Origin of the sequence: Bacillus sp. CH_70, from assembly GCF_038007045.1 — a bacterium.
Classification (GTDB): domain Bacteria; phylum Bacillota; class Bacilli; order Bacillales; family Bacillaceae_G; genus Bacillus_A; species Bacillus_A cereus.
Genome location: NZ_JBBOWL010000001.1, coordinates 4,746,194 through 4,769,595, shown reverse-complemented (window position 1 = coordinate 4,769,595; position 23,402 = coordinate 4,746,194). Strand labels below are relative to the sequence as shown.

Below are 23,402 nucleotides of genomic sequence, written 5' to 3'. Positions count from 1 at the left end.
GAGGGACACACCAACATGGCGAAGCAACTGCCAGATATCGGCGATTACAAATATGGTTTCAAAGACAAAGACGTTTCGATTTTCCGTGCTGGACGCGGTTTAACAAAAGAGATCGTTGAAGAGATTTCACGTATGAAAGAAGAACCACAGTGGATGTTAGACTTCCGTTTAAAATCACTGGATAAGTTCTATGAAATGCCAATGCCACAATGGGGCGGCGACTTAAACGACTTAGATTTCGATGAAATTACGTACTACGTAAAACCATCTGAGAAATCTGAGAAGTCTTGGGATGAAGTACCTGATGAAATTAAAGCAACATTTGATAAATTAGGTATTCCAGAAGCTGAGCAAAAATATTTAGCTGGTGTATCTGCACAGTACGAATCTGAAGTTGTATACCACAACATGAAAGAAGACCTAGAAGCTCTAGGAATCGTCTTCAAAGATACAGATAGCGCATTAAAAGAGAACGAAGATATTTTCCGTGAGCATTTCGGAAAAGTAATTCCACCAACAGACAACAAATTCTCTGCATTAAACTCTGCAGTTTGGTCTGGTGGATCATTCATCTACGTTCCAAAAGGTATTAAAGTTGATACACCACTTCAAGCGTATTTCCGTATTAACTCTGAAAATATGGGACAATTCGAGCGTACGCTTATCATCGTAGACGAAGGCGCACACGTACACTACGTAGAAGGTTGTACAGCACCTGTTTACACTACTAACTCACTTCACAGTGCGGTAGTAGAAATCATCATTAAAAAAGATGCGTATTGCCGTTATACAACAATCCAAAACTGGGCGAACAACGTATACAACCTAGTTACAAAACGTGCGGTTTGTGAAGAAAACGCAACGATGGAATGGATTGATGGTAACATCGGTTCTAAATTAACGATGAAATACCCAGCAGTTATCTTAAAAGGCGAAGGCGCTCGTGGTTTAACATTATCAATCGCGATTGCTGGTAAAGGCCAACACCAAGATGCTGGTGCGAAAATGATTCACTTAGCACCAAACACGTCTTCAACAATCGTTTCTAAATCGATTGCGAAGCATGGTGGTAAAGTAACTTACCGTGGTATCGTACACTTCGGACCAAAAGCGAAAAACTCTCGCTCTAACATCGAGTGTGACACGTTAATCATGGATAACCAATCTACATCTGATACAATTCCTTACAACGAAATCAAAAACGATTACGTTTCACTTGAGCACGAAGCGAAAGTATCGAAAGTATCAGAAGAACAATTATTCTACCTAATGAGCCGCGGTATTTCTGAGCAAGAAGCTACAGAAATGATCGTAATGGGCTTCATCGAGCCATTCACTCGCGAACTTCCAATGGAATACGCAGTTGAAATGAACCGTCTAATCAAGTTTGAGATGGAAGGTTCTATTGGTTAATAGATAAAGTAGAAGCGCCCTGCTGTGCAGGGCGCTTTTTTGTTTTGCGGATTTGTCGTGGCTTGGGAGAGGATACCCGGGTGGGTGTTCAGCTAAATATATCAACGATTTTTCAAATATATCGATCATAAACGGGAATATATCAACGATTATTTCAATATATCAACGTTTCGACAAGGAATATCGATTTGTCGACAAGATAAGACAAAAGAAAATCCTCACATACCCCAAACATTTTATAAGAACAGAGAACGACTAGGTTTAAGACAAAGATACTGACAAATCCACTTGAACAACCACCCACTGAATTCTCTATTAAACTTTTTGACAAATCCACCCCTCCCTCCACTATCTGGAATTCTTTCCTGCATTAGCAAAAGTTTCTCATATGAAAAGGACAATCTTTTGCTTTTTCTCACAATGCGAGTACAATGTAAAATAGCAAGAAAAGACGAAAAGTATTTACAGGATTATTGTGTGCGCATAGCGTAAATGGCAGTAAGGAACTGAGAGGAGGTTTTTTCTCTGAATACAAATAAAGAAACAATCATCCACCTTTATCATACAAACGATATACATAGTCATTTTGAAAATTGGCCGCAAATTTCTCGGTTTGTTCTAGGGGAGAAAAAGCGAAGACAGGAAGCGGGAGAGACTGTTTTGACGGTTGATATCGGTGATCATGTGGATCGTTTTCATAGTATTTCGGAAGCGACAAATGGCCTTGGGAATACGAAGCTTTTAAATGAGGCGTTATATGATTATGTAACGATCGGCAATAATGAAGGCATTACGTTAGCGAAGGAGCATTTGAATCGTCTATATGATGATGCTGGATTTGAGGTGCTCGTTGCGAATTTATTTGAAAAAGAAGGGGTACGTCCAGCGTGGGCGAAACCTTATAAATTACATACGACGACAGATGGGATTATCATTGCTTTTATCGGATTAACGGTAGCTTATCCAGAGTTTTATCATATGCTCGATTGGCATATTGAAGATCCGCTTATCCATTTAGAGTCTATTTTAGAAGAAGTGAAAGATGAGGCGCATATTACCGTTGTCCTATCTCACCTTGGAAAAAGTATGGATGAGTATATGGCAGAGCATTATGATATAGATGTTATTTTAGGTGCACATACGCATCATTTATTTGAGCGTGGTGTTCTACTGAACAATACTTTACTTTGCTGTTGTGAAAAGTGGGGACGTTACGTTGGCCACGTTCAGCTTACTGTGGATAAAGAGACGAAGAAGCTGTTGAAAAAAGACGGTAGAGCGATTAAGACGGAACGGTTAGGTGCTTATAGCGAGCCGTTATCCACAATTGAAATACTGCAGGAAGAAAGTAATCATATAATGGCAGAGCCTGTCGTTCATTTAAAAGAGTCATTACCGGTTGATTGGTTTCAGGAGACGCCGTTTTCTCATATGTTAGCAAGTGCGCTGAAAACATGGTGCGATGCAGAGATTGGCATGGTGAACGCCGGTGTACTTCTTGAAGGGCTAGAAGAGGGTTTTGTAACGCGCGGAGATATTCACAGAATTTGTCCACATCCAATTAATCCGTGTGCTTTGAAAGTTCCAGGAAAGATATTAAGAGAAGTTATTTTGAAAGCACGTAAACCGAACATGGAGAAGCTTGAGGTGAAAGGATTCGGATTTCGGGGGAAAGTGATGGGGAAAATGATTTATGCTGGTGTAGAAGTCATTCCAGATACGATTCCTGGCAATAAAATTTTATTAGAAGATGTATTGATTAACGGCGAATCGCTGGAGTTAGACCGTATATATACGGTAGGAACAATCGATATGTTTACGTTTGGATACTTATACCCAGAGCTATCCACACTTTCTGGCAAACAATATTATATGCCAGAACTACTTAGAGATGTGTTAACGGATATGTTAATAACTCATACAACTTCCGTTAAACTATAGGCTAGTTAACTTGTAACACTCATTTTTCTCTTGTCATACAGATAAGAAAGAGAGGAGTGTGAACTATGGTTAATGTGGAGCCAATTATAATTGATAATTATACGTTTATTGCGGTTAGCGTGAAACTTCCAAAGACGAATTTGCTAGCTGTAATGAGCGATAAAGGATATATTATGTGTGGTGCATTAGATGTAGGTCTTTTAAATGAGAAATTAGGTGATCGAGGAATTATTGCTGGCCGTGCGGTTGGTGTAAGAACGATTGAACAACTTCTTGAAGCGCCACTAGAATCGGTAACGACTGGAGCTGAAGCGTTAGGCATTCCAGTAGGAACGATTGGAAAAGAAGCATTATTAAAAATGAGATAAGCATATATCGTCCCTCCTTCTTGCATAGAAATGATATAAGAAGGAGGTTTTTTTATGAGTATATTTCGCTCGAAAAACTCGCGGTTTCGAAGGGGACCTATTGCCTTTCGGTATATACTGCTTATGTCGTTTATTCTTTTTGTTATATTACTTACGCAAGGGTTGTGGATTGTGAATAATAGTATTCAGCCGACCTTAATTAAATATGGGGAAGTAGAGACACATAAAATGGCGACAGCAATTATGACGAAGGCGGTAAAGGATAGAATTAATGAAGGGTTCGATGTCGATTCATTAATGAAAGTACAGAATGATAAAAACGGAAAAGTATCCACAATTAATTTAAATACGAAGCAAGTAAATGAAATCGTAACGTCAACGACCACGTACATAGAAAAATATTTGCAACAAGTAGAACAAGGAAAGTTGAAGGAGCTAGGTATTTCTGAAAAAAACGGGGCGACTATGGCAGTTCCTTTTGGACGTGTAACTGATAATGCACTTCTTGGTAATATAGGACCAGATATTCCGATTCATTTCACGCCAATTGGGCATGTGAATACAGATATTAAACAAAAAATTGAGCCGCATGGAATTAATACTACAGCGATTCAAATTGTTATGGAAATGGAAGTAACATTGCAAGTAATTATTCCATTTCATACGAAAGAGATAACTGTGAAACAAAATGTTCCGATTGCGACGCGTATCGTTCAAGGGGAAGTGCCTACGTATTATGGAAGCGGAAGTGTTGCTGTACCTGATAAAAAGAAAACAGATAGTTAGTTGCATATAAAGTAAAACTCGGCTGAGCCGGGCTTTTACTGGATAAAAAATAACCGTAGCAATGCAGCTACGGTTATCTTTTTGTATTTGCTCGTTCTTTGCGTTCCCAAAGGCTTAAATGCATGTATGGATCGAAGGCCCATTCTGTATAGCCATTGTCTTTATATATGCCAAAATGTAAGTGGGGTGGGAATTTTCCGGCTGTACCAGGAGGTCCATAACCAGTGCTACCAACAAATCCAATTACTTTTCCTGGCTCAACAATTTGTCCAAGCTGTATTTCTTTTGAGAACCCGCCTAAATGAGCGTAATAATGGTAATTATTATGAAGGTCACGAATACCAATGCGCCATCCACCAAGGCGGTTCCAGCCTTTTGTTTCAATAATGCCATAGCAAGTCGATCTTACTGGCACGCCATATCCGGCGAAAATATCGGTTCCTTCATGAATTCGTCTTCCGCCAAAACTTCTTCCAGCGCCGAAAGTACTACGGTAGCTATGGTCACTACGAATCGGAAGAGGAAAAGCATTTCCTTCTAAATTAATACGTCCATAATGTTTATAAATTTGGGCGTACTCGCTAATTAAATCAACTGTTTTTGCACGTCTATAATATTCCCAAAGCATAATTTTAATACGGTCTTCTGACGTTCCTTGTTTCCTTAAAATAGTCGCTGCAGTATGCAGAAGATCACGGTCGCTATTTGCATTTGCAAATCCATCTTTGTCACCATCTAAACCTATTCCGCCAAATAGAGAAATTGTATGGGGGAGAGTATCGTTACTATTAACAGGTCCAGCCCATATTTCTGGTTTGAAATAAAGGGAAATGATGGCATCTGGTTTTTTTGGAATATCTTTTCTTACGCTCCGTATATTTCTTTCATATTGATCCATTGCAGCTAAGTAATACCATGGAATGCCTGAAGATTGCTCGGTTTCTTTATATAGTGCCATGCGCTTTTCGTATATGCTTTGCTGATTATCTTCACCGTAAGCGATGTTTTGGTGGAGAAGAAAACAAATAGAAAGCAAAAGAGAAATTTTTCGAAGCATGAAATAGACTCCTTTCACAACATCACTCTTTTTAGTGTGGGATATACGGAGTATTTCATTATAGGGAACGATTGGAAAAAATCTTAGAATCTTCATTTGAGCAAATCGCTTTCATACGTTAGAATAGATATGTTACATTGAAAGAAGCGAACACGGTAAACTATTTCATATTGTGCGGAGTTGATAACCATGACAAAACAAACAGAATATAAGCGCAAGCCCGAATGGTTGAAAATTAAGTTAAACACGAATGAAAACTATACAGGCTTAAAGAAAATGATGCGTTCTAAGAATCTTCATACCGTTTGTGAAGAGGCAAAATGTCCGAATATTCATGAATGCTGGGCTGTAAGAAAAACAGCAACATTTATGATTTTAGGTGCGGTTTGTACACGTGCTTGTCGTTTTTGTGCGGTTAAAACAGGCTTACCAACTGAGCTTGATTTACAAGAACCAGAACGCGTAGCAGATTCAGTAGTACAAATGGGCTTAAAGCACGTTGTTATAACAGCGGTTGCACGTGATGATTTAAAGGACGGCGGAGCAGCTGTTTTTGCTGAAACAGTACGAGCAGTACGTCGTAAAAACCCATTCACGTCTATCGAAGTATTACCATCTGATATGGCTGGGGTAGAAGAAAACTTAAAAATGTTAATGGATGCAAAACCAGATATTTTAAACCATAACATTGAAACAGTACGTCGATTATCTAACCGAGTTCGCGCTAGAGCAAAGTATGACCGTTCATTAGAGTTTTTACGTCGAGCAAAAGAAATGCAGCCTGATATTCCAACTAAATCGAGCATTATGGTCGGCTTAGGTGAAACAAGAGAAGATTTAATTGAAGCAATGGATGACTTACGTGCAAACAATGTGGATATTTTAACTCTTGGACAATATCTACAACCATCTAAGAAGCATTTACCAGTTATTAAATATTATCCACCAGCAGAATTTGCAGAGCTTAAAGAAATTGCACTTAGCAAAGGATTTAGCCACTGTGAAGCTGGCCCGCTTGTGCGTTCTTCTTACCATGCGGACGAGCAAGTACGTTCTGCAAAAGAAAAAACAGCAGAAGCTAAATAATGAAAAAAGAGAGCTAACGATCAGCTCTCTTTTTGTTTGTACTCTAAAACGGTATTTGTACATGTTAATAAAATCTTTTTTAATTCTTCTGTGGATAATTCAATTGTAAATTCAGGTACACCAGGTGTAATTAAAATTTTATCGTACGTATAAACGGAACTGTCCACAATAATTGTTACTTCTTGTGAATAACCAAAAGGAGCTACACATCCTGGAGTACAGCCAGTTTCCATTCTTAGTTCATCAGGAGAACAGAGCGATAAGCGTTCTCCCGTTATTTCTTTCATCTCTCCGCGATTAAGCCGATTTCCTTCTAACGTAAAAAACACATAAAAATTTCCAGATGTTGATTTTAAAAATAAGCTTTTACTTGGAGTGCCTTGTAAGCCAAGTCTCTCGCGTACGATCCGATCCGTCTCATAATCGAGTACTGGTTCGTGTTCGAATTTTTCATAAGAAACATTTGTTTTATGTAGTAAAGCAAGTACGTCTTCGTACATATGAAATAATACCCCTTTCTATTGTTAGAACAGTCTCTTCTCGTGGCGTCAACTGAATGTTTTGGAAAGGGATATTACTTGGACGATGCTTCCCATAAGCGTGTTATGATACATTGTTCGTCGATTGTAATTTCGTAAATATCAGGATTCGTTAAATTTCTCCATTCATTAAAACCAATCGTATGATCAAAATGCTTTAAAATGAGTGTAAGTAAATTGCCATGTGTAACAAGTAGTGTTGTCGTATGGTTTAATTGTAAAACGTCTTGAATAAGCGATATGGCACGGTCTGTTGCTTGTTTTGTGGACTCTCCGCCTAAGAAGGCAATATCTATGTTCGTAAAAGTGGATTCTAGTTTTTGCATCCAATCATCCATTGGAACGTTGCTCAATATGCGTTCAGTTAATCGTTCATCTTCTTGGATAGATAAGTTAGCTTGGAGCGCATAGGGCCGAATGGAATCGATAGCTCGGACAAATGGGCTTGAAATAATATGATCGATTTGTAGAGTATTTTCTAAGAGGAATGTAGCAAGGGTATTTGCTTGGTCTTTTCCATCGGTCGTTAATTCAGCATCACATTCTTGCCCAATTGCTGAACAATGTCGTATTAAAATAATTTTCTTCATAATTCATCCCCATCTTTCAAGTTGACGCTATATACTTCGACAAATGTGGAAATAATTCCTTTTTATTGGAAACAGCATATGGATTTAAATATGTGGAAAAGTAATGTGGATAATAAAAAATTGAGGTGCAATGATGAAAAAAATGATATGTATCGTATTCATTATTTGTTTTCTTGCGCAATTGTCCACAACATATGCAGAATCCAACCGAAAACTAAATTATCCAAGCAATCAAAATAAGTCATTTGTGAGTGAGGATGTTTTTTATAAACAGTTAGATAAGAAGATCTATAAAGAATACAAAAATGCAGCATATAGTGTTCGGAAAAAAATCTTATTTAAAGAAGTGCCTGATGAAGAATTTTCTTTCCTACAAAAAACAGCTGTCGGTTGTCGAGGTAGAGTGGTACTTCAAGATTTTTTTGTTCACTCTGATCGCCAAGTATACTTTTTCGCTTCTTTTATTCAAAATGAAGTAGGAGAGTTTCATAAGTACATCGTTATAGATGCAGAAACAAAGAGGGAGTTGCGAGAGGGTAAAAGTTATCATCAGTGTGGTAATCCATATAAAAAATAAACCACCAATTTTGGTGGTTTATTTTTTACTCCGGTACACTCATTAATTTCTCTTTCATTTTGCGAATAAGAACGACAGCGCCAATTGTACACAGAAGTGTAATTCCTTCGGCAACGAAGATGTTGATTGTTTTTGTTTGGTAAAGTGCCGCGAAAAAGTCTACAAATGCGTGGAATAGTATAGCGTATACTAGGAAGATGTATTTCTTCTGTTTGACTGCGTATAAAACAAGCATTGTAAAGGCGATTTGAAGCACGAGTGCCATAATTCTTTCTAAGCTACCAAGGAAGTATAAGTAGGCAGGTTGCTGAATTAACATGTCCTGTAAAATGCTAAGCTCGGGTTTTTGTTCAATCAGTCGAGCGAAGCTACCATCGTTAATAGAATTAGCAAAGATTAATGCTTGTAATGCAGAAAAACCGCCAATTAAAATAGATTCAATTCCGCCGTGACCAATTCCATAAGCGAAGCCATCTTTATATTCTAGATATTTTTTTAGTAAGAAGAAGAAGGCAACGAAGCGTCCTAATTCTTCAAAAATACCAGCAGTCAATCCGCCATAAATTGCGAAGACAAACGGATTTTCTAAAAATGGAGCGATTGTTGAATTACCGCGCATAAATAGGTGGAATGGTGTTTCAAGAATTTGGGTGAATCCGATAAAGATAAGAACACCAATGCCGACCACTTTCCAATTAATATTATATTTTTTACGGAAATAAACGAGTACGATAATTGGGACCAGAATCGAGACAATGAGTTGAAAGATGATGCTGGCAATTACAGTATTTGAAACCATACTTTCACCGCTTTCTAATATATGTACATATCTATTATGCATGAAATAGGGGAGAGATGAAACTTTTAGAAAGAAAATGAATTTACTTATTGACTCTAACGTTGCGTCATACTTTATCGTATGTACTAAGGGGGAGATACAAATGACAATGAGAGTAAAAGAAGTAGCTGATTTAGTTGGAATTAGTGTGCGCACACTGCATCATTACGATGAAATTGGGTTGTTAACCCCAGATGAGACGACAGAGTCTGGATATCGTCTGTATTCCAATAAAAATTTAGAGACATTGCAGCAAATTTTGTTTTTTAAAGAGCTTGGCTTCCCTTTGAAGAAAATTAAAGAGATTATCATGAGTCCATCATTTGATCGCGAAGAGGCACTACAGCTTCATAAGAAGATGCTTCTTGAAAAGCGTGCCAGATTAGATAAGGTGATTGCGACGATTGATAAAACAATTCAGCATACAAAAGGAGAGATTGAAATGACGAACAAAGAGAAGTTTGAAGGATTCGATTTCAGCCATAACCCATATGAAGAAGAAGCACGTGAAAAATGGGGAAACGCAGCTGTAGATAAAGCGAACGAATATGCAAAAGGTATGTCAAAAGAGAACCAAGAGGAGTTTAATACTATTTATAGAAATTTAGCAACGCTTAGACACGATGCACCAGATTCTAAAGAGGCGCAGGCAGCTATTAAAGTATGGTACGATTACTTGCAAAACTTCGGTGAATATTCGTTAGATGCTTTTAAAGGACTCGGTCAAATGTACGTCGCTGATGAGCGCTTCACGAAAAATATCGATAAGTTTGGTGAGGGGTTAGCGCAGTTTATGTGTGATGCGATGGAGGTTTATGCGGATCGTAATAAAAAATAAAAAGTAAAACAGGTGGAGGTTCTCTCCACCTGTTTTACTTTTTAATCATATTATTTAAAGTCTGATCCCCCGTATTGTTCAAATGAGGATTTTTACTCATTTCACGTTTTAGCATATCGAGGCTTTGCGTATATTCTGTATCATTTAATGCGCCAGATTGAAGCCCTTGAATTTGAGAAATCAACTTTTGGTCTGTTGATACATATGCTTTATAATAGCGAGGGACGATGGACAAAGCGGTTTTATATACTTGATCTGCTACGAGTTTTGGATCCGTTGTGTTTGCACGGTATACAACGAACACTTCATCATCAGTAACGAGTGTAGCAGCGTTTGTAACGTCAGGAAGTTTGACTGTCATGCTTGTAATCATTTCAGCGACCTTCTCGCGATTAATGGCCCCTACTTGTTTGTTAGATACTTCATGTTTTTGTTTAGATGAATAACCGACTCTCGTGAGCCTTGTATTTGTATTTTCTGTATGATACATGTCGTTTTTATTGGAAACAAGAACACGGCTTCCTTCTTCGCGCTCCATTTCGGCTTTATTATTTGTTTGGCAGCCTGCAAATAAGGAAAGAGTGAGAAGGGAAAGTAAAATTTGTTTTTTCACGATGTATCACCTCCTTCTCCATAGCATGTACTAATTTGCAATTTTTTGTATTTGAAATTGTTGGTTGTTATGCTTTGTGATACGATAAAAAGAAGAATGCTTAGAGAGGAAGTTAATGATGGAGCAAAAGCAAGAGCAAGAGATTCATGCTACGGTGAGCATTAATAATGTTCAGTACGAAGTAATTAAAAACTTTCGTGACGGTTTTAGTGAAGAAGCATTTAAAGAGCGCTATGCAGAAATTTTAAATAAATATGATTATATCGTTGGAGACTGGGGATATGAGCAACTTAGACTGCGAGGATTCTTTGATGATAGTAACCAACGTGCGACATATGATACGAAAATTAGTACGTTAACGGAGTATTTATACGAGTACTGTAACTTCGGTTGTGCACACTTCGTATTACGAAAAGTGAAGAAATAAAAAAATCCTCTTACAATTGTAAGAGGATTTTTTACATATTCTCGCTTATAAACAAATCGAGATATGATCGCCTTCAGAAAGTATTGCATTTGGTTTCATTTGTTGTCCATTTAATTGAATATCCCCATTTTTAATTTTATCCACAATGCGTGTACGGCTCCAGTCGGAAATATATGTGGATAAGGCTTTATCAATGCGGTGGGAACCGAAAACGATATCTAATACGATCGTGATTTCAGCTACGCCACTTTCTTTATGTTGCGTAATAGAAATAGTAGTACTTGTTTCTGTTTGATCTTGCTGAGTCATATCGATCGTTTCAACGTGATCAGTAAATGATTTATAAATACGCAGTTTTTGATTCCACGTATGATCTTTCGAACATTTATAAATGGCAAAGCGGTATATGTTTTTTCCATTGGCGTTATGCCTACGAATATTCGTATCAGTAAATAGGGTAGTACGTCCGCAATTTTTACAATATTTTTCGATTGTGTGTTGCTGATTTTCATATAAACTCCAAGAAAGTTGTACTTTCTGCATTTTCCTTCACCTCTTATAGTAGTGGCAAAGAAACGTAATACAGCTATTTGGATGTCTTGTAGTATGAAGACATGAGAAAAAGACAAAAATAAAAGGAGGTTCCCCAAAGAGGAACCTCCGTAAACATCATACTACAGATGCAATACGTTCCTTTGTAATGGGAATGGGCAGACTACTCCCTTGAAAAAGCGTGGTGCTTTTTTGAGAGTAATGCTATCCAATTGCTGGTCCATTACAAAGTAAATGTTGGCATACGTAGATAACGTCCTTTCTATCCAAATAGATTTATTCTTCATTATAACATATAATACTGAAAATTCGAAATAATAAAGGCGAAAAAACACCAGCTAAAATAGCTGGTGCATACGATAAATTATATAAGTTCAAATAAAAATGAGCGTAATTCTTCTGCAATTTCTTCAGTCATAGAAAATGCGTGCTCTAAGTAGCCTGGTTCGTTTAAATCGTCAGCACCGATAATTGCAAATTTATTACTTTGCATATCAAGTACAATTGTTTTACCGTAATGACGATCGGAGTATAAAAGCGCTAAATCGTGACGCTCATTTTCTCCCATAAAGCTAACGAAACGAGTTTTTGTAGCGACAGTGTCGTCGTACAGAAAGAAACGTTCTTCCATACACATGGCTCCTTTATTAAATATCTAAGTTTAAGTGTGGTTTATGATCTAAATGGTGATGTGTTTTAATGAATCGTACTGTTCTTGTTTTGTAACGCATTACGATAGAGTATGTTTCAGCTAAATCTCCGCCAAGGAATTTAACACCGTCTAATAACTCACCAGCAGATACACCAGTTGCTGAGAAGATTGCATCATCCCCAGATACTAAGTCATCTAACATAAGAAGTTGACGAGGGTCTTCTAATCCCATTTCACGACAACGAGCTTCTTCTTCTTCGTTCATTGGAACTAAGCGAGCTTGCATTTCACCTTCAAGGCACTTTAATGCTGCTGCAGAAATAACACCTTCTGGAGCTCCGCCAATACCTACGAATAAGTCGATACCCGTTCCAGGTAGTGCTGTTGCGATTGACGCACCAACATCACCGTCACCAAATAATTTTACGCGTGCACCTTTTGCACGAACACGGTCAATAATATCTTGATGACGTTCACGTTCTTGAACGATAACCGTTAGGTCACGAATCTTTTTATTGTTAGCTTCTGCTACAATTTCAATTGTTTTTTCAATTGGATCATCTAAGCTAATTTTACCAGCTGCTTTTGGACCAACCGCGATTTTTTCCATGTACATATCAGGAGCATGAAGAAGGTTCCCTTTGTCTGCGATTGCAATAACTGCCATTGCATTTGCAAGACCTTTTGCAACGATGTTTGTACCTTCTAATGGATCAACGGCGATGTCTACTTCCGGACCGTTACCTGTTCCTAGTTCTTCACCAATATACAACATCGGTGCTTCATCAAGTTCTCCCTCACCAATTACAACTGTACCTGCCATGTTTACTGAATCGAACATATCACGCATTGCTGTAGTTGCTGCATCATCTGCTTCATTTTTCTTTCCGCGGCCCATCCACTGTGCGGATGCTAAGGCTGCTGCTTCTGTTACACGGACAATTTCTAGTGCGAGTTCACGTTCCAAGATTCCATTCCTCCAATTTCAAAAATCATACAAATATAACTATAACAAATAACGGAGAAAAGGTGAATTCGAAAAATTGTCGATTTTTTCAGAAGAAAGCGTTACAATTAAAATGTAAATGCTTTAATTTCCAGGTAGGTGACATTCATGTATTTTGTAGACAGAAAGAAAATAGAACAAATGCTAGTATGTTTAGAACGAGCAACAAGTACATTTCAAGAGAAAAAGATATATGAAACCGAGTTTGAATTTTACGCATTAGAGCGCATAGCCCATCTGATTATTGATACTGTATTAGATGTAGGAAATGCGATGATTGATGGATTTATTATGCGCGATCCAGGAAGCTATGAAGATATTATTGATATTTTAATGGACGAGCGAGTGATAAGTGAAGAAGATGGCCAAGGGATGAAAGAAATTATCCTTCTTCGAAAAATGCTTACGCAAGATTATATTCAAATGAATCATGATGAATTATATAAGACGATTCAAAAACATATTGCAGTGGTGGAAAAGTACCCAGCAAATATTCGCAGTTATTTAGAAAAGGAATTAGGACCTGTATCTGCATTTGTACCAGAATAATTATGCTTATAAGATCCCCAGAGAATACCTTTTGGGGATCTTATATTGTATGTGAGAAAGAAAAGGGAGAAGGGTGAAGTATGGGGGAAGCACGTACTACGAAAGACGAGATTGTACAATTGTTGAAAGTAAAGGGAGAGCACACAGTAGCTGAACTAGCTGACGTTTTAGAGATTACAGAAATGGCAATCAGAAGACATTTAAGTAATCTTGAGAAAGACGGACTCATTTATTCTAAGATGGTAAGGCAACATGTCGGAAGACCAACTTATTTGTATGGATTAAGTGAAAAGGGAGAAGATACATTCCCGAAAGAGTATAAGCAATTTGCGATTGATATGCTAGAAGATTTAGCTCGAATGGGCGATGAAAAAATACTTCGTTACGTTTTAAAAGAGAGAACGAAGCGAATGGAAGAACAGTTGCAAAAGAGAGTAAGTAATCAAAAGAATTTAGCATATAAAGTGCAAGAGATAGCAGCTATGCAAGAGAAAAATGGTTATATGGTTCAAATAAAGAGAGATGGAGAGAACTCTTTCGTAATTGAAAAACAAAACTGTCCGTTAAAAGAAATTGCAGAGAGATTCCCACAAGTATGTGAAGATGAAAAAGAGATGTATAAGCGTTTATTTACGAACGCAGATGTGAAAACGCTAGCAAACATGTGCGAGGGCGATTGTAGTTGTTCTTACCAAATAAAAGAGAAAAAATGAACGTTATGGGGCGCTTTAAGGTAAAGCGTTTTTTTCTTTGGAAAAAGCGGGTAATATAAGAGTGGTATGATAGGTGAGAACGTTAGCATAGAAGGAGAGACATAATGATGTATAAAGGTTACTTAATTGACTTAGACGGTACGATGTATCGCGGAGAAGAACAAATTGAAGAAGCGAGCGACTTCGTAAAAGCTTTAGGAGAGCGCGGCATTCCTTATTTATTCGTTACGAATAACTCAACGCGTAAACCAGAACAAGTGGCAGAAAAACTTGTTCGTTTCGATATTCCAGCGAAAGCAGAGCAAGTATTCACAACGAGTATGGCGACTGCGAACTTCATTTATGAACGTAAACAAGATGCAACTGTATATATGATTGGTGAAGAAGGCTTACACGATGCACTTGTGGAAAAAGGATTTGAACTTGTGGATGAAAATCCTGATTTCGTTGTTGTTGGTTTAGATCGTGACATCACATATGAAAAGTTAGCAAAAGCGTGTCTTGCTGTGCGTAACGGCGCAACGTTTATTTCCACAAATGGGGACATTGCCATCCCAACTGAGCGCGGGTTATTACCAGGTAACGGTTCATTAACATCGGTTGTAGCAGTATCGACAGGTGTGGATCCAATCTTTATCGGAAAACCAGAATCAATCATTATGGAACAAGCTTTAAAAGTTCTTGGTATAGGAAAAGATGAAGCATTAATGGTTGGGGATAACTATGATACAGACATTTTAGCAGGAGTAAATGCTGGTATGCATACGCTTCTTGTCCACACTGGAGTCACAACTGTGGAGAAGTTAACAGAATACGAAGTTCAACCGACGCAAGTTGTGCATAACTTGACGGAGTGGATTGAGAAGATGTAATGAAAAAAGCTGTTCCAAACTTTGGAACAGCTTTTTTTATTTCGTTGTGACTAGTGTCGATTTTTGTCGGTAAGTCGATATATTTGAAAAATCGCCGATATAATCTGAGTTACGCCGATATATTTAGAAAATCGCTGATATAATCTGAGTTGCGCTGATATATTAAAAAAATCGCTGATATAATTTTATTAGAATGCACGATTCACAACGTCTTTTACTTCTTCAAGATATTGTTTACGCACATCATTATCCACAGAAGGGACACTTGTATAGAATGTATGCTCAAGTGTTTCAATACCTGTGAATTCAAAAATACCAACATCCGCTGTTTTCTTCATTGCGTCAAACATGCCGCCTGCTGTGTATGCTTCTTTCGTATTTCCCATTGTAGATAATAACAATCCTTTTTTACCGCGTAATAACTTTTCAATACCGTTTTCACCGTAAGCATAAGCGAATCCGTGGCTAAATACACGGTCAACGTATCCTTTTAAAATAGCAGGAAGTCCCGCCCACCACACTGGATAAATAAATGTAATGCTATCCGCCCAAGAGATATGCTCTTGCTCTTCTTTAATATCTTCTGGTGTATTTCCTTGAGAAAATGAGATGAAATCGGAAGCGCCTAATACTGGATTGAAGTTTAATTCGTATAGATCGCGAACGCGTAATTCATGACCTTTTTCTTCTAATTCACGTTTTACCGTTTCTAAAATCGCATGGTTGAAGCTTTCTGTATTTGGGTGTGCATAAACGATTACATGTTTCATTGTTCTTCCTCCTATTTGTGGATATGTGAATAGCTATTTATATATCTGTAACTATTATGGTTACTACTTTTATAGAAGTCAAGTAATACATATGTATGTATAAAAAGACGCTCGAAAATCGCCTTTTTATACCCCGCTCATACAAAGTACAAAGAAGACGAATAAAATGATAACAATACCAATGCCAAAGTTAAATACGAGAGTACTATCCATATATGTAGCCTCCTTGTTTGAAAGTAAAAAGCACTCTAGTTAAGAGTGCTTTTTTATTTTGAATCTACTTTATAACTTTTAGAAAGTTATTCATGCGTGTAATGATTTACATTATTTTATGTATTTATACTTTGAAATGAGTAAGTCCTTGTTGGATATAGAAAAAAAGACACTCGTTCGAGTGTCTTTTAAGATGACAAAATGTGCCAATTGCTTGAGGTTGATAAGACGCTAATTTCCGTGTTAACGCCTTTTCTTTAATCAAGAAGTGTAGCAACAGCGATTCAAATAAATTGTACCATCTGTTTAATCGCGGTGCGTATGCAATTGTGCATATTATGATCATGAGGTAGGTAATGAACTGTGAATAATTTGAAGTGATTTATTTACGATTTCTTCTGCGGCATATATGCCGATTGCGTCTGTTTTTAAAATATGGGGTTGTAAGTTATCATGCATTGCCCCTAACTCACCATGAAGTGGTGCGAAGGCATGGTTCGCCTTTTCAAGCATGCATAAATCAAGTAAAGAATCCCCAGCTGTAATAATCGTATCTATTTGCAAAATTTCTTTTATATATTGCACGGCGTCCCATTTATTAATTGGTTTTGGTACAAAGTATAGCTTTCTACCTTGAAGTGAATGATTCCAGCCTTGTTTGTCTAACCAGGAAGTGAAGGATGATAATTCATCATAAGGAATGTTCTCCCGTTTAATAATGCAATAATGGAATAGATCATCAGCTGTTTTTTGTGATATAACCCAATCTTTATGAGCTATTTGTCCAAATTCCTTTAGTATGTCGTTTCTCTCTATACATTCAACCGATAGTCTTTCTTTTACTGTCCTGTTCCAAGTACCATCTTGTTTCCCGTTATGAAGGATATTGCCGCCGTTACTTGTAATGGCGTATTCGGGAATGATTTCGTTTTGGAATAAAGCAATACGCTGAAACTGCTCAATAGTTCTTGTTGTAACTGGGATGAAATGTGAGTGCAGTTGTAATTTTTTTAGTAGTGAAATGGTTTTATGTGATATGAAAGAAATTTCTTTTCCATCTAAAGTTTCAATGAGTTGAATTGATTCATCTTCTATAGGGGCACGAAACGATTTCCGGGAATAAATAAGCGTTTGATCAAGATCACTGGCGAAAATCATATTGTTTCCCTCCTAAGAGGCTTAATGAGCCCACAACATGAATAAGCCATATTCTCATAGATTTCAATAGGGACATTCTTTTCTTTAGCGAGAAGTAAAATATGCTTTAAATCGGGATTGTTTTGCTGGCGTATTAAAATTTTCCACGGTATTCTCCGGAGTAATACGCGAGTTGTTTCACCGACTCCTGGCTTAATTAAGTTAATATCGTCAATTTTAAAGTGATTTTGGATAGACTGTATATCTTTTAATCCTTGCCAAGATGGATCAGTGTAAGTTGAAGTAATATAACGTAATTGATTATCTATATGAGAATGAACAGAAGGGAATAAATCTGTTACCTCATCAACGAAGAAATTTGATAAATCTTCTTGCTCTAGCTCTTTATAATATTTAACACCATGAAAATCTTTTGGACCGATATAGGTGTCATTTAGTACAGTGCGGCTAATTAGTCCAGAGACTGTTGCATTTAAGCAAGCGCTAGGAATAAGAAAATCTTCACGTGTACCGTAAATTGAAGTACAGTAACCGGGATCAGCAAGCACAGCCATACAATGAGAAATGTGTGTATTATTTCGTTCGTTAAATGTGTGTACTGCATATTCTAATTCTTTTTTTATTGCACCTTTTCCAGTCCACCCATCAATGAATTGAATTGTTTCTTTAGGGTGATGTTCCAAAATATAATGGAGTGCATTTTCATCAATACCGCGTCCGCGAACAATAGAAATACAATAGTGAGGTACATCAAGGTTGTATTGATAGCGTATGTAGCGTTTGATAAGAATGCCAATAGGTGTACCAGCACGAGCTAATGAAATGAGGACAAGGTTAGTTCCTTTAGTTTGTATAATCTGTTCGGCGACAACTCCAACAGCAATGGCTAGTTTGTGTTTGTATTGTTGCAGGGAAGAAAAGAATAAATCCATATACGCTTTAGATGGTTTATATTCCATTGGTAACATTTCGGAATAATGTGTGCCAGCTTGAATTGCTTGTTCTCTAGTTTCCGTGGAACTTTCTTTCATTAAATCACTAATATCTTTTAATAGAAAAATAGCATCATTTGGATTGTAACTACTAATATGAGAATTTACTTTTACCATAATTATCAACCTTCCTTTTCTATGCTATTTGAAAATGAGACGATATGAATAAAGGGAATAACTGTTTGTAACTGCTGTAGAAGAGGAAACAGGGCTTCTTCTCCTAAATCACGCTCAATAAAAACAAATACTTCATCGTAATCATGAGGTGAAATATTATAAAAGTAATTTGTAATAGTAGAATCTTCAGGACTTGGATATGAGAAATGATTATGAATGGCATAGTTCACATCATTTGAAACAGGATGGATAGGGCTTCTTGTTGTAGATTGATATAAAATATTTTCACCCATTTCAGCAGCAATTTTCATTGGGATATACATAAATTCACCTGTTCCGAGACAGAGTGTTCGTTTTCCAATTCTTTCTCTTTTTAAAGTTTTTCCCGCTTCTTTAGCGAAAGAAAGAATGGGCTTTTGTTCATATGCTGAAATGCCAAATCGCCCAGTATATTTTATATAATTTGATGTATAGGGTGATTTTGGGCAGGTAAGGGTATGCTTTTTGAAATCAGGTTTTGTTTCTTTAATTTGAATATCTGTTTTTGCAATATTTAATGGTTGGCCAGTTGTATGAATACTGCCTTCTAATAAAGAAATAACATGAATCTTAATTTGAAGTTCTTCTTCTAATTGTTTAAATTGTTTTCTATTAGTATGAGAACGCCAGTCTAATAAAGAAGCAATTATATATTCTTCTCTTGGGAATTTATTTTGAATAGATCTAATAATATTTAATGCTGTTTTTCCTGTTGTCATCTCATCATCTACGAGAACAATTGGATTGTTGTTTTGAAAAAAACTTTCATCTACATAACAACGGTGCGATGTTGCATGAGAATGTTCTTCCTCAAATGTAATGACAGATTCTAGGTGGGGTATCGATTCCCTAGTTGTATGCACATACTTTGCATTTTGAAAGCATTGAAACATAGAATGACCAAGTGCTGTCGCTGTTTCAGCGAATCCGATGAACAAAACTTCTTCTTGCAGAGGATATTGATAACGAAATACTTCCTCTGGGATTTCATGAATTTCTAATGAAATGAGATTTAAAATTTCTTTTTGAAATGGATGAGAAGTATTATGTAGCATTTCCATATATCTTGCAGCGAGAGCAAATCCACTTGATAGAGAGACTGCAGGTTTAATAGGAAGATGCTTTCCAAGGATTGTACTCACAAATAAAAAACTACGTTTCTTATTTATTCTCGCAGCCATTTGAAACAGATTGTCTAGCGCTAAATTATATGGATTATCACGTACTTCTACATGAACTTGTATATTATTTAAAACGTTATACGTGTTGCTTTGCGTTTGTAATAAGGAGATCGGTGAATTGTTTGTTTTCATGTAGCACCCCGTAAATATTAGATTTTAAAATGGTTTTGCGAGCCCAGCCATAATGAGGTTTTACTTCATTCATTTTGTTAGAAAAGCTGCTTTTTAGCACTCCATTATACGTATCTGCATTTTGTAAAATGGATCTCGCATCTAAATAATCTTCCATTGTGACAATATGCATTGCCTGTACAACTTTAATATGAGATGGGTGAATAACTGTCTTACCGATTAATCCATTTGCATGGTCGAGTGATACCTCTTGGATGAGCCCTTCTTCATAATCATTAGAAAAATATTCCCATACACATCCTGAAATAATATATTCATTTGTTGCCCTTGAGAAAACGTTAATAATGTCCGAAATACAATCACGAACAACAGTAATATGATAGATAGGTGTGTATTTATTACGCCGAATACTAAATATACTTGAAAAGTCAGTAGCACCAATACGTACATTTAAGATGTGATCACGATAGGAGTCTAGTAAATCCTTTATTTGTAATAATGATTCTATCCGTGTTTCTTTATACATAATTTCTGGTGATTCTAAAATCGGCATTCCATAAAGTGATAATGAGTATAACTCGTTTATATATGCAAGCTGATTGATATAAGCCTTTCCATTAATCGGTGTGAATTTTGGAAAGACAAAACCACATAAACAATGAACAGCGCTACCTAATTCAGTAACAATTGTCTTCATTTGACTTGGCTGTCGAACTCTAATAAAAAGAAGTGGGATGTCTGCTTGATTTAGTATGTTGGCACTGACTAAGTTGGCGATTTGCTGTATTTGAACGACGATGTTTTGCTCTGCAAGTTTTACTTCTTCATCGCTGATAGCGTCCTCTAGACAAAGAATAATTGAGGTAGCATCCACATGTTTCTTTCTAATTATATCTTCCGCAATCGTTTCTTTCGTGCCAGGAGTATATAGTGTGGCGCCTAGTGCGTAAGCTAGTTGTTCTTTCCCTATATTTTTTGAAAAACTAAGAGGTTCTTTATAGAAAAAATTTTGCCGTTCTTCTAAGGAGAGGTAAGAAAAGTAATTCAAATTGTCACCACCTTATTTGTAATGATTCTGTTTAATCGTAACATAATAAGAAAAATCTTCCATAAAAATGAAGCGAGAAATTAAAAAAATATATTGAGAAAGATGAATTATAAGATGAATATCGAATATTGTTAATAGAAATATAATAGGGGGAAAGAGAAAGTGGATATACATAAGTTAACAGAGGAAGAAGCAAATGAGATAAATACGTGGACGTACGAGGAACCATATAGTTTATATAGTTTTTCAGGCGAGAAAGAAGTAATAGAAGAGCTATTAGATGGAACGTATTATGGCTGTTGTGTCGATCAAGGAGAGTTCATCGGCTATTTTTGTTTTGGAGAAAATGCACAAGTACCAGGTGGAAGAGATGCTAATTTATATGGTGGAGAAGATGTGATTGATATCGGACTTGGTATGAAGCCGGCGTTAACTGGGAAAGGAATGGGGAAAGAATTTTTCCAAGCTGGAATAGCGTTTGCCACGAAAGAGTTTAACGCAAAAATGTTTCGATTAAGCGTAGCAACATTTAATACAAGAGCGATTACGCTATATAAAAATATCGGATTTAAGCAAGGGCCTATTTTTTTGAGTCGCGGAAGAGAATTTATGCTTATGGAATACGAAAGACCGTCAGCATGAAACTGACGGTCTAGAAAACATTATTATTCCGAGTGATCAGCTCGGTGCGCTAAACGGCTTGAGGCAGCGGCAGCAATTCCGCCAACGATATCGTCAAGGAACGTGTGCACCTTTCCGGTTGATTTATCATTTAAGTATTCTAAAATACCAGGTTTTAATTTATCAATATATCCAAAGTTTGTGAAACCGATAGAGCCGTATACATTCACGATAGAAAGTGCTATAACTTCATCAATTCCGTATAAGCCTTCATCACGTTTTACAATATCTTGTAACGGTTCACTTAGCATTCCTTTTTCAGCAAGGACATCAAGTTCGATACCTGTAATCAGTGCGTTTTGTACTTCACGTTTTGATAGTACACGTTCTACATTGTAACGGCATTCTGACATCTCTAAATTTGGATGGTATTTTTTTTGAAGAAAATGAACAAGTTCAGCAATATCGTCAATTGTTACACCGCGTTCTTGTAATAGTTGTAATGCTCTTTCTTGTAGTTGATTTGATTCTTTCATGTTTATCACCTTTTTTTCTTTTTAGTATTTGTATACGTTTCGTTGCTTTATCATGTGCATAGGAATGAAAGGCGAGCACAAGCTCATATATATAAAGAAAAACCATAGGTGGCGACTGCGATGATTCAGCATATTTATGAGCATTATCACATGCATGTTAAAGAATTAATCCCCCTTGGCCCCTATAAAAGCTTTTGGATTCGCAACAAAATTTATGTACTTGTTCCAATTGGAGAAATGGAGGAAGAAGTACTTGTAGAGATGAAAAAGCTCAGTGATTATATGAACCAGCAAGGGGATATAACTGTAGCGACTTTCGTTCCGACTATACACGGCTACTATGTAAGTGAGATAGAAGAACAAAATTACTGCTTATTAAAAGGTATGCGCACGTTAGAACGACATGCTATGTCATTAGGAAGTGAACTTTCTATATTCCATAAACGAGGTGCATTCTTTCCAGAAGAAATCGAGCAATTAAGCCGCATTGGTGAATGGAAAGCGTTATGGGAAAAGAGACTCGATCAGTTAGAAAAGTTTTGGCAATCGCAAGTGATGAACCACCCTACAGACGTATTCGATCAATTGTTTATTGAATCCTTCCCGTATTACTTAGGAGTTGCAGAAAATGCCATTCAATATGTTGTTGATACAGAAATGGATGATACGCCGCAACTAACGGATGCAGCGACAATTTGCCAAGAACGATTCACACCTTTATTATGGCATCAAACGAAGCGTCTCAAACTCCCTTTTGATTGGGTGTATGATCACCCAACTCGAGATATAGCAGAATGGATTCGCTATATGATGATTGAAAAAAAGAAAGACTGGGATCAAACAATCGTTCAATTTGTTACAGATTATGAACGAAATTACTCGCTGTCCTCATTTGGTTGGCGCTTATTATTTGCAAGGCTCCTGTTCCCGCTTCACTATTTTGAAACGGTTGAACGATATTACCAAACTGGAAACGAAGAACAAAAAAGCATATATAGAGATCGCTTAGAAGCCATTTTACACGATGTGAACCGCTCAGAGCAATTTATGAAGCATTTTTATGGCTCACTTCGTTTACCAGTAGATAAGCTCGGGATTAGAAAATTAGATTGGCTATCCTAAAAATATAAAAAAGAGACCGAGTGAGGTCTCTTTTTTATATACCACAATTTTATGTA

At 36.9% G+C, this 23,402-nt stretch carries 27 protein-coding genes; 13 read left to right on the top strand and 14 right to left on the bottom strand.

Annotation, left to right across the window (positions count from 1 at the left end; translation table 11 throughout):
- The first annotated feature begins 15 nt into the window (after window positions 1-15).
- From sufB to yunB, 4 genes are all read left to right on the top strand, one after another.
- The gene (sufB, locus tag N2V79_RS24500) at window positions 16-1,413 is read left to right on the top strand and encodes a Fe-S cluster assembly protein SufB (protein ID WP_001118824.1); all 1,398 of its coding nucleotides are present in this window, start codon (window positions 16-18) and stop codon (window positions 1,411-1,413) included.
- Between the two features lie 525 nt (window positions 1,414-1,938).
- The gene (locus N2V79_RS24495; protein ID WP_340720349.1) at window positions 1,939-3,354 is read left to right on the top strand and encodes a bifunctional metallophosphatase/5'-nucleotidase; all 1,416 of its coding nucleotides are present in this window, start codon (window positions 1,939-1,941) and stop codon (window positions 3,352-3,354) included.
- A gap of 65 nt (window positions 3,355-3,419) precedes the next feature.
- Window positions 3,420-3,722, top strand: a complete 303-nt coding sequence (locus N2V79_RS24490; RefSeq protein WP_000248467.1) for a YunC family protein — start codon at window positions 3,420-3,422, stop codon at window positions 3,720-3,722.
- Between the two features lie 54 nt (window positions 3,723-3,776).
- Complete coding sequence (yunB, locus tag N2V79_RS24485; protein ID WP_000021807.1) at window positions 3,777-4,508, top strand: sporulation protein YunB; 732 nt, start codon at window positions 3,777-3,779, stop codon at window positions 4,506-4,508.
- Between the two features lie 73 nt (window positions 4,509-4,581).
- On the opposite strand, the gene N2V79_RS24480 is transcribed toward yunB, so the two are convergent.
- Window positions 4,582-5,565 (bottom strand): M23 family metallopeptidase, encoded by a 984-nt coding sequence (locus tag N2V79_RS24480; RefSeq protein WP_000944681.1) that lies wholly within the window; start codon window positions 5,563-5,565, stop codon window positions 4,582-4,584.
- Window positions 5,566-5,754: 189 nt separating this feature from the next.
- Here N2V79_RS24480 and lipA point away from each other — a divergent pair, with 189 nt between their 5' ends.
- A complete protein-coding gene (gene lipA / locus N2V79_RS24475; protein ID WP_000166367.1) occupies window positions 5,755-6,651 on the top strand; it encodes a lipoyl synthase in 897 nt (298 codons plus the stop codon).
- A 20-nt stretch (window positions 6,652-6,671) separates the two neighbouring features.
- Here lipA and N2V79_RS24470 read toward each other — a convergent pair whose 3' ends face one another.
- Window positions 6,672-7,151, bottom strand: a complete 480-nt coding sequence (locus tag N2V79_RS24470) for a YbaK/EbsC family protein (protein WP_000272751.1) — start codon at window positions 7,149-7,151, stop codon at window positions 6,672-6,674.
- A 74-nt stretch (window positions 7,152-7,225) separates the two neighbouring features.
- Window positions 7,226-7,780, bottom strand: coding sequence for a histidine phosphatase family protein (locus N2V79_RS24465; protein WP_053563427.1), 555 nt, complete (start codon window positions 7,778-7,780; stop codon window positions 7,226-7,228).
- A gap of 142 nt (window positions 7,781-7,922) precedes the next feature.
- Between N2V79_RS24465 and N2V79_RS24460 the strand changes: the two genes are divergently transcribed.
- Window positions 7,923-8,357, top strand: coding sequence for a hypothetical protein (locus N2V79_RS24460; RefSeq protein ID WP_071730771.1), 435 nt, complete (start codon window positions 7,923-7,925; stop codon window positions 8,355-8,357).
- Between the two features lie 25 nt (window positions 8,358-8,382).
- Here the strand turns inward: N2V79_RS24460 and N2V79_RS24455 are convergent, their stop codons facing one another.
- The gene (locus N2V79_RS24455) at window positions 8,383-9,198 is read right to left on the bottom strand and encodes a YhfC family intramembrane metalloprotease (RefSeq protein ID WP_142340462.1); all 816 of its coding nucleotides are present in this window, start codon (window positions 9,196-9,198) and stop codon (window positions 8,383-8,385) included.
- A gap of 100 nt (window positions 9,199-9,298) precedes the next feature.
- Here N2V79_RS24455 and N2V79_RS24450 point away from each other — a divergent pair, with 100 nt between their 5' ends.
- Window positions 9,299-10,033, top strand: coding sequence for a MerR family transcriptional regulator (locus tag N2V79_RS24450; protein ID WP_340720280.1), 735 nt, complete (start codon window positions 9,299-9,301; stop codon window positions 10,031-10,033).
- Between the two features lie 34 nt (window positions 10,034-10,067).
- Here N2V79_RS24450 and N2V79_RS24445 read toward each other — a convergent pair whose 3' ends face one another.
- A complete protein-coding gene (locus N2V79_RS24445) occupies window positions 10,068-10,646 on the bottom strand; it encodes a YhcN/YlaJ family sporulation lipoprotein (protein WP_089171934.1) in 579 nt (192 codons plus the stop codon).
- Window positions 10,647-10,761: 115 nt separating this feature from the next.
- On the opposite strand from N2V79_RS24445, the gene N2V79_RS24440 reads away from it, so the two are divergent.
- Entirely contained in the window at window positions 10,762-11,073 is a 312-nt protein-coding gene (locus N2V79_RS24440; protein WP_000970508.1) for a YutD family protein, read from the top strand.
- A gap of 45 nt (window positions 11,074-11,118) precedes the next feature.
- On the opposite strand, the gene N2V79_RS24435 is transcribed toward N2V79_RS24440, so the two are convergent.
- From N2V79_RS24435 to glpX, 3 genes are all read right to left on the bottom strand, one after another.
- The gene (locus N2V79_RS24435; RefSeq protein ID WP_001174588.1) at window positions 11,119-11,616 is read right to left on the bottom strand and encodes a hypothetical protein; all 498 of its coding nucleotides are present in this window, start codon (window positions 11,614-11,616) and stop codon (window positions 11,119-11,121) included.
- Window positions 11,617-11,989: 373 nt separating this feature from the next.
- A complete protein-coding gene (locus tag N2V79_RS24430; protein WP_000392611.1) occupies window positions 11,990-12,256 on the bottom strand; it encodes a DUF3055 domain-containing protein in 267 nt (88 codons plus the stop codon).
- Between the two features lie 16 nt (window positions 12,257-12,272).
- On the bottom strand, window positions 12,273-13,244 hold the full coding sequence (gene glpX, locus N2V79_RS24425; RefSeq protein WP_000439090.1) for a class II fructose-bisphosphatase: 972 nt from the start codon (window positions 13,242-13,244) through the stop codon (window positions 12,273-12,275).
- A gap of 147 nt (window positions 13,245-13,391) precedes the next feature.
- On the opposite strand from glpX, the gene N2V79_RS24420 reads away from it, so the two are divergent.
- From N2V79_RS24420 to N2V79_RS24410, 3 genes are all read left to right on the top strand, one after another.
- Window positions 13,392-13,832: a DUF86 domain-containing protein gene (locus N2V79_RS24420; protein ID WP_000274010.1), complete on the top strand. Its 441-nt coding sequence runs from the start codon at window positions 13,392-13,394 to the stop codon at window positions 13,830-13,832.
- A gap of 80 nt (window positions 13,833-13,912) precedes the next feature.
- On the top strand, window positions 13,913-14,545 hold the full coding sequence (locus tag N2V79_RS24415; protein WP_000503347.1) for a helix-turn-helix transcriptional regulator: 633 nt from the start codon (window positions 13,913-13,915) through the stop codon (window positions 14,543-14,545).
- 107 nt (window positions 14,546-14,652) lie between these two features.
- The gene (locus N2V79_RS24410; RefSeq protein ID WP_000276470.1) at window positions 14,653-15,417 is read left to right on the top strand and encodes a TIGR01457 family HAD-type hydrolase; all 765 of its coding nucleotides are present in this window, start codon (window positions 14,653-14,655) and stop codon (window positions 15,415-15,417) included.
- Window positions 15,418-15,605: 188 nt separating this feature from the next.
- Here the strand turns inward: N2V79_RS24410 and N2V79_RS24405 are convergent, their stop codons facing one another.
- The 5 genes from N2V79_RS24405 to N2V79_RS24385 form a co-directional block, all read right to left on the bottom strand.
- Complete coding sequence (locus tag N2V79_RS24405) at window positions 15,606-16,187, bottom strand: NAD(P)H-dependent oxidoreductase (RefSeq protein WP_340720279.1); 582 nt, start codon at window positions 16,185-16,187, stop codon at window positions 15,606-15,608.
- A 555-nt stretch (window positions 16,188-16,742) separates the two neighbouring features.
- Window positions 16,743-17,558 carry an HAD family hydrolase gene (locus tag N2V79_RS24400; protein WP_000575380.1) on the bottom strand — a complete coding sequence of 272 codons (816 nt, stop codon included), beginning with the start codon at window positions 17,556-17,558 and terminating at the stop codon, window positions 16,743-16,745.
- Window positions 17,555-18,667: a cysteine protease StiP family protein gene (locus N2V79_RS24395; RefSeq protein WP_098125866.1), complete on the bottom strand. Its 1,113-nt coding sequence runs from the start codon at window positions 18,665-18,667 to the stop codon at window positions 17,555-17,557. Before N2V79_RS24395 ends, N2V79_RS24400 begins: the two co-directional genes overlap by 4 nt.
- A gap of 5 nt (window positions 18,668-18,672) precedes the next feature.
- Complete coding sequence (locus N2V79_RS24390; RefSeq protein WP_340720278.1) at window positions 18,673-20,019, bottom strand: phosphoribosyltransferase family protein; 1,347 nt, start codon at window positions 20,017-20,019, stop codon at window positions 18,673-18,675.
- Window positions 19,964-21,067 carry an HpcH/HpaI aldolase/citrate lyase family protein gene (locus tag N2V79_RS24385; RefSeq protein WP_078401278.1) on the bottom strand — a complete coding sequence of 368 codons (1,104 nt, stop codon included), beginning with the start codon at window positions 21,065-21,067 and terminating at the stop codon, window positions 19,964-19,966. The genes N2V79_RS24390 and N2V79_RS24385 overlap by 56 nt, the downstream gene beginning before the upstream one ends.
- Window positions 21,068-21,229: 162 nt before the next feature.
- Here N2V79_RS24385 and N2V79_RS24380 point away from each other — a divergent pair, with 162 nt between their 5' ends.
- A complete protein-coding gene (locus tag N2V79_RS24380) occupies window positions 21,230-21,709 on the top strand; it encodes a GNAT family N-acetyltransferase (RefSeq protein WP_088025373.1) in 480 nt (159 codons plus the stop codon).
- Window positions 21,710-21,732: 23 nt separating this feature from the next.
- Here the strand turns inward: N2V79_RS24380 and N2V79_RS24375 are convergent, their stop codons facing one another.
- Entirely contained in the window at window positions 21,733-22,224 is a 492-nt protein-coding gene (locus tag N2V79_RS24375; protein WP_000665102.1) for a phosphatidylglycerophosphatase A family protein, read from the bottom strand.
- Between the two features lie 120 nt (window positions 22,225-22,344).
- Between N2V79_RS24375 and yutH the strand changes: the two genes are divergently transcribed.
- A complete protein-coding gene (gene yutH / locus N2V79_RS24370) occupies window positions 22,345-23,346 on the top strand; it encodes a spore coat putative kinase YutH (protein ID WP_088025375.1) in 1,002 nt (333 codons plus the stop codon).
- Window positions 23,347-23,402: the final 56 nt, after the last annotated feature.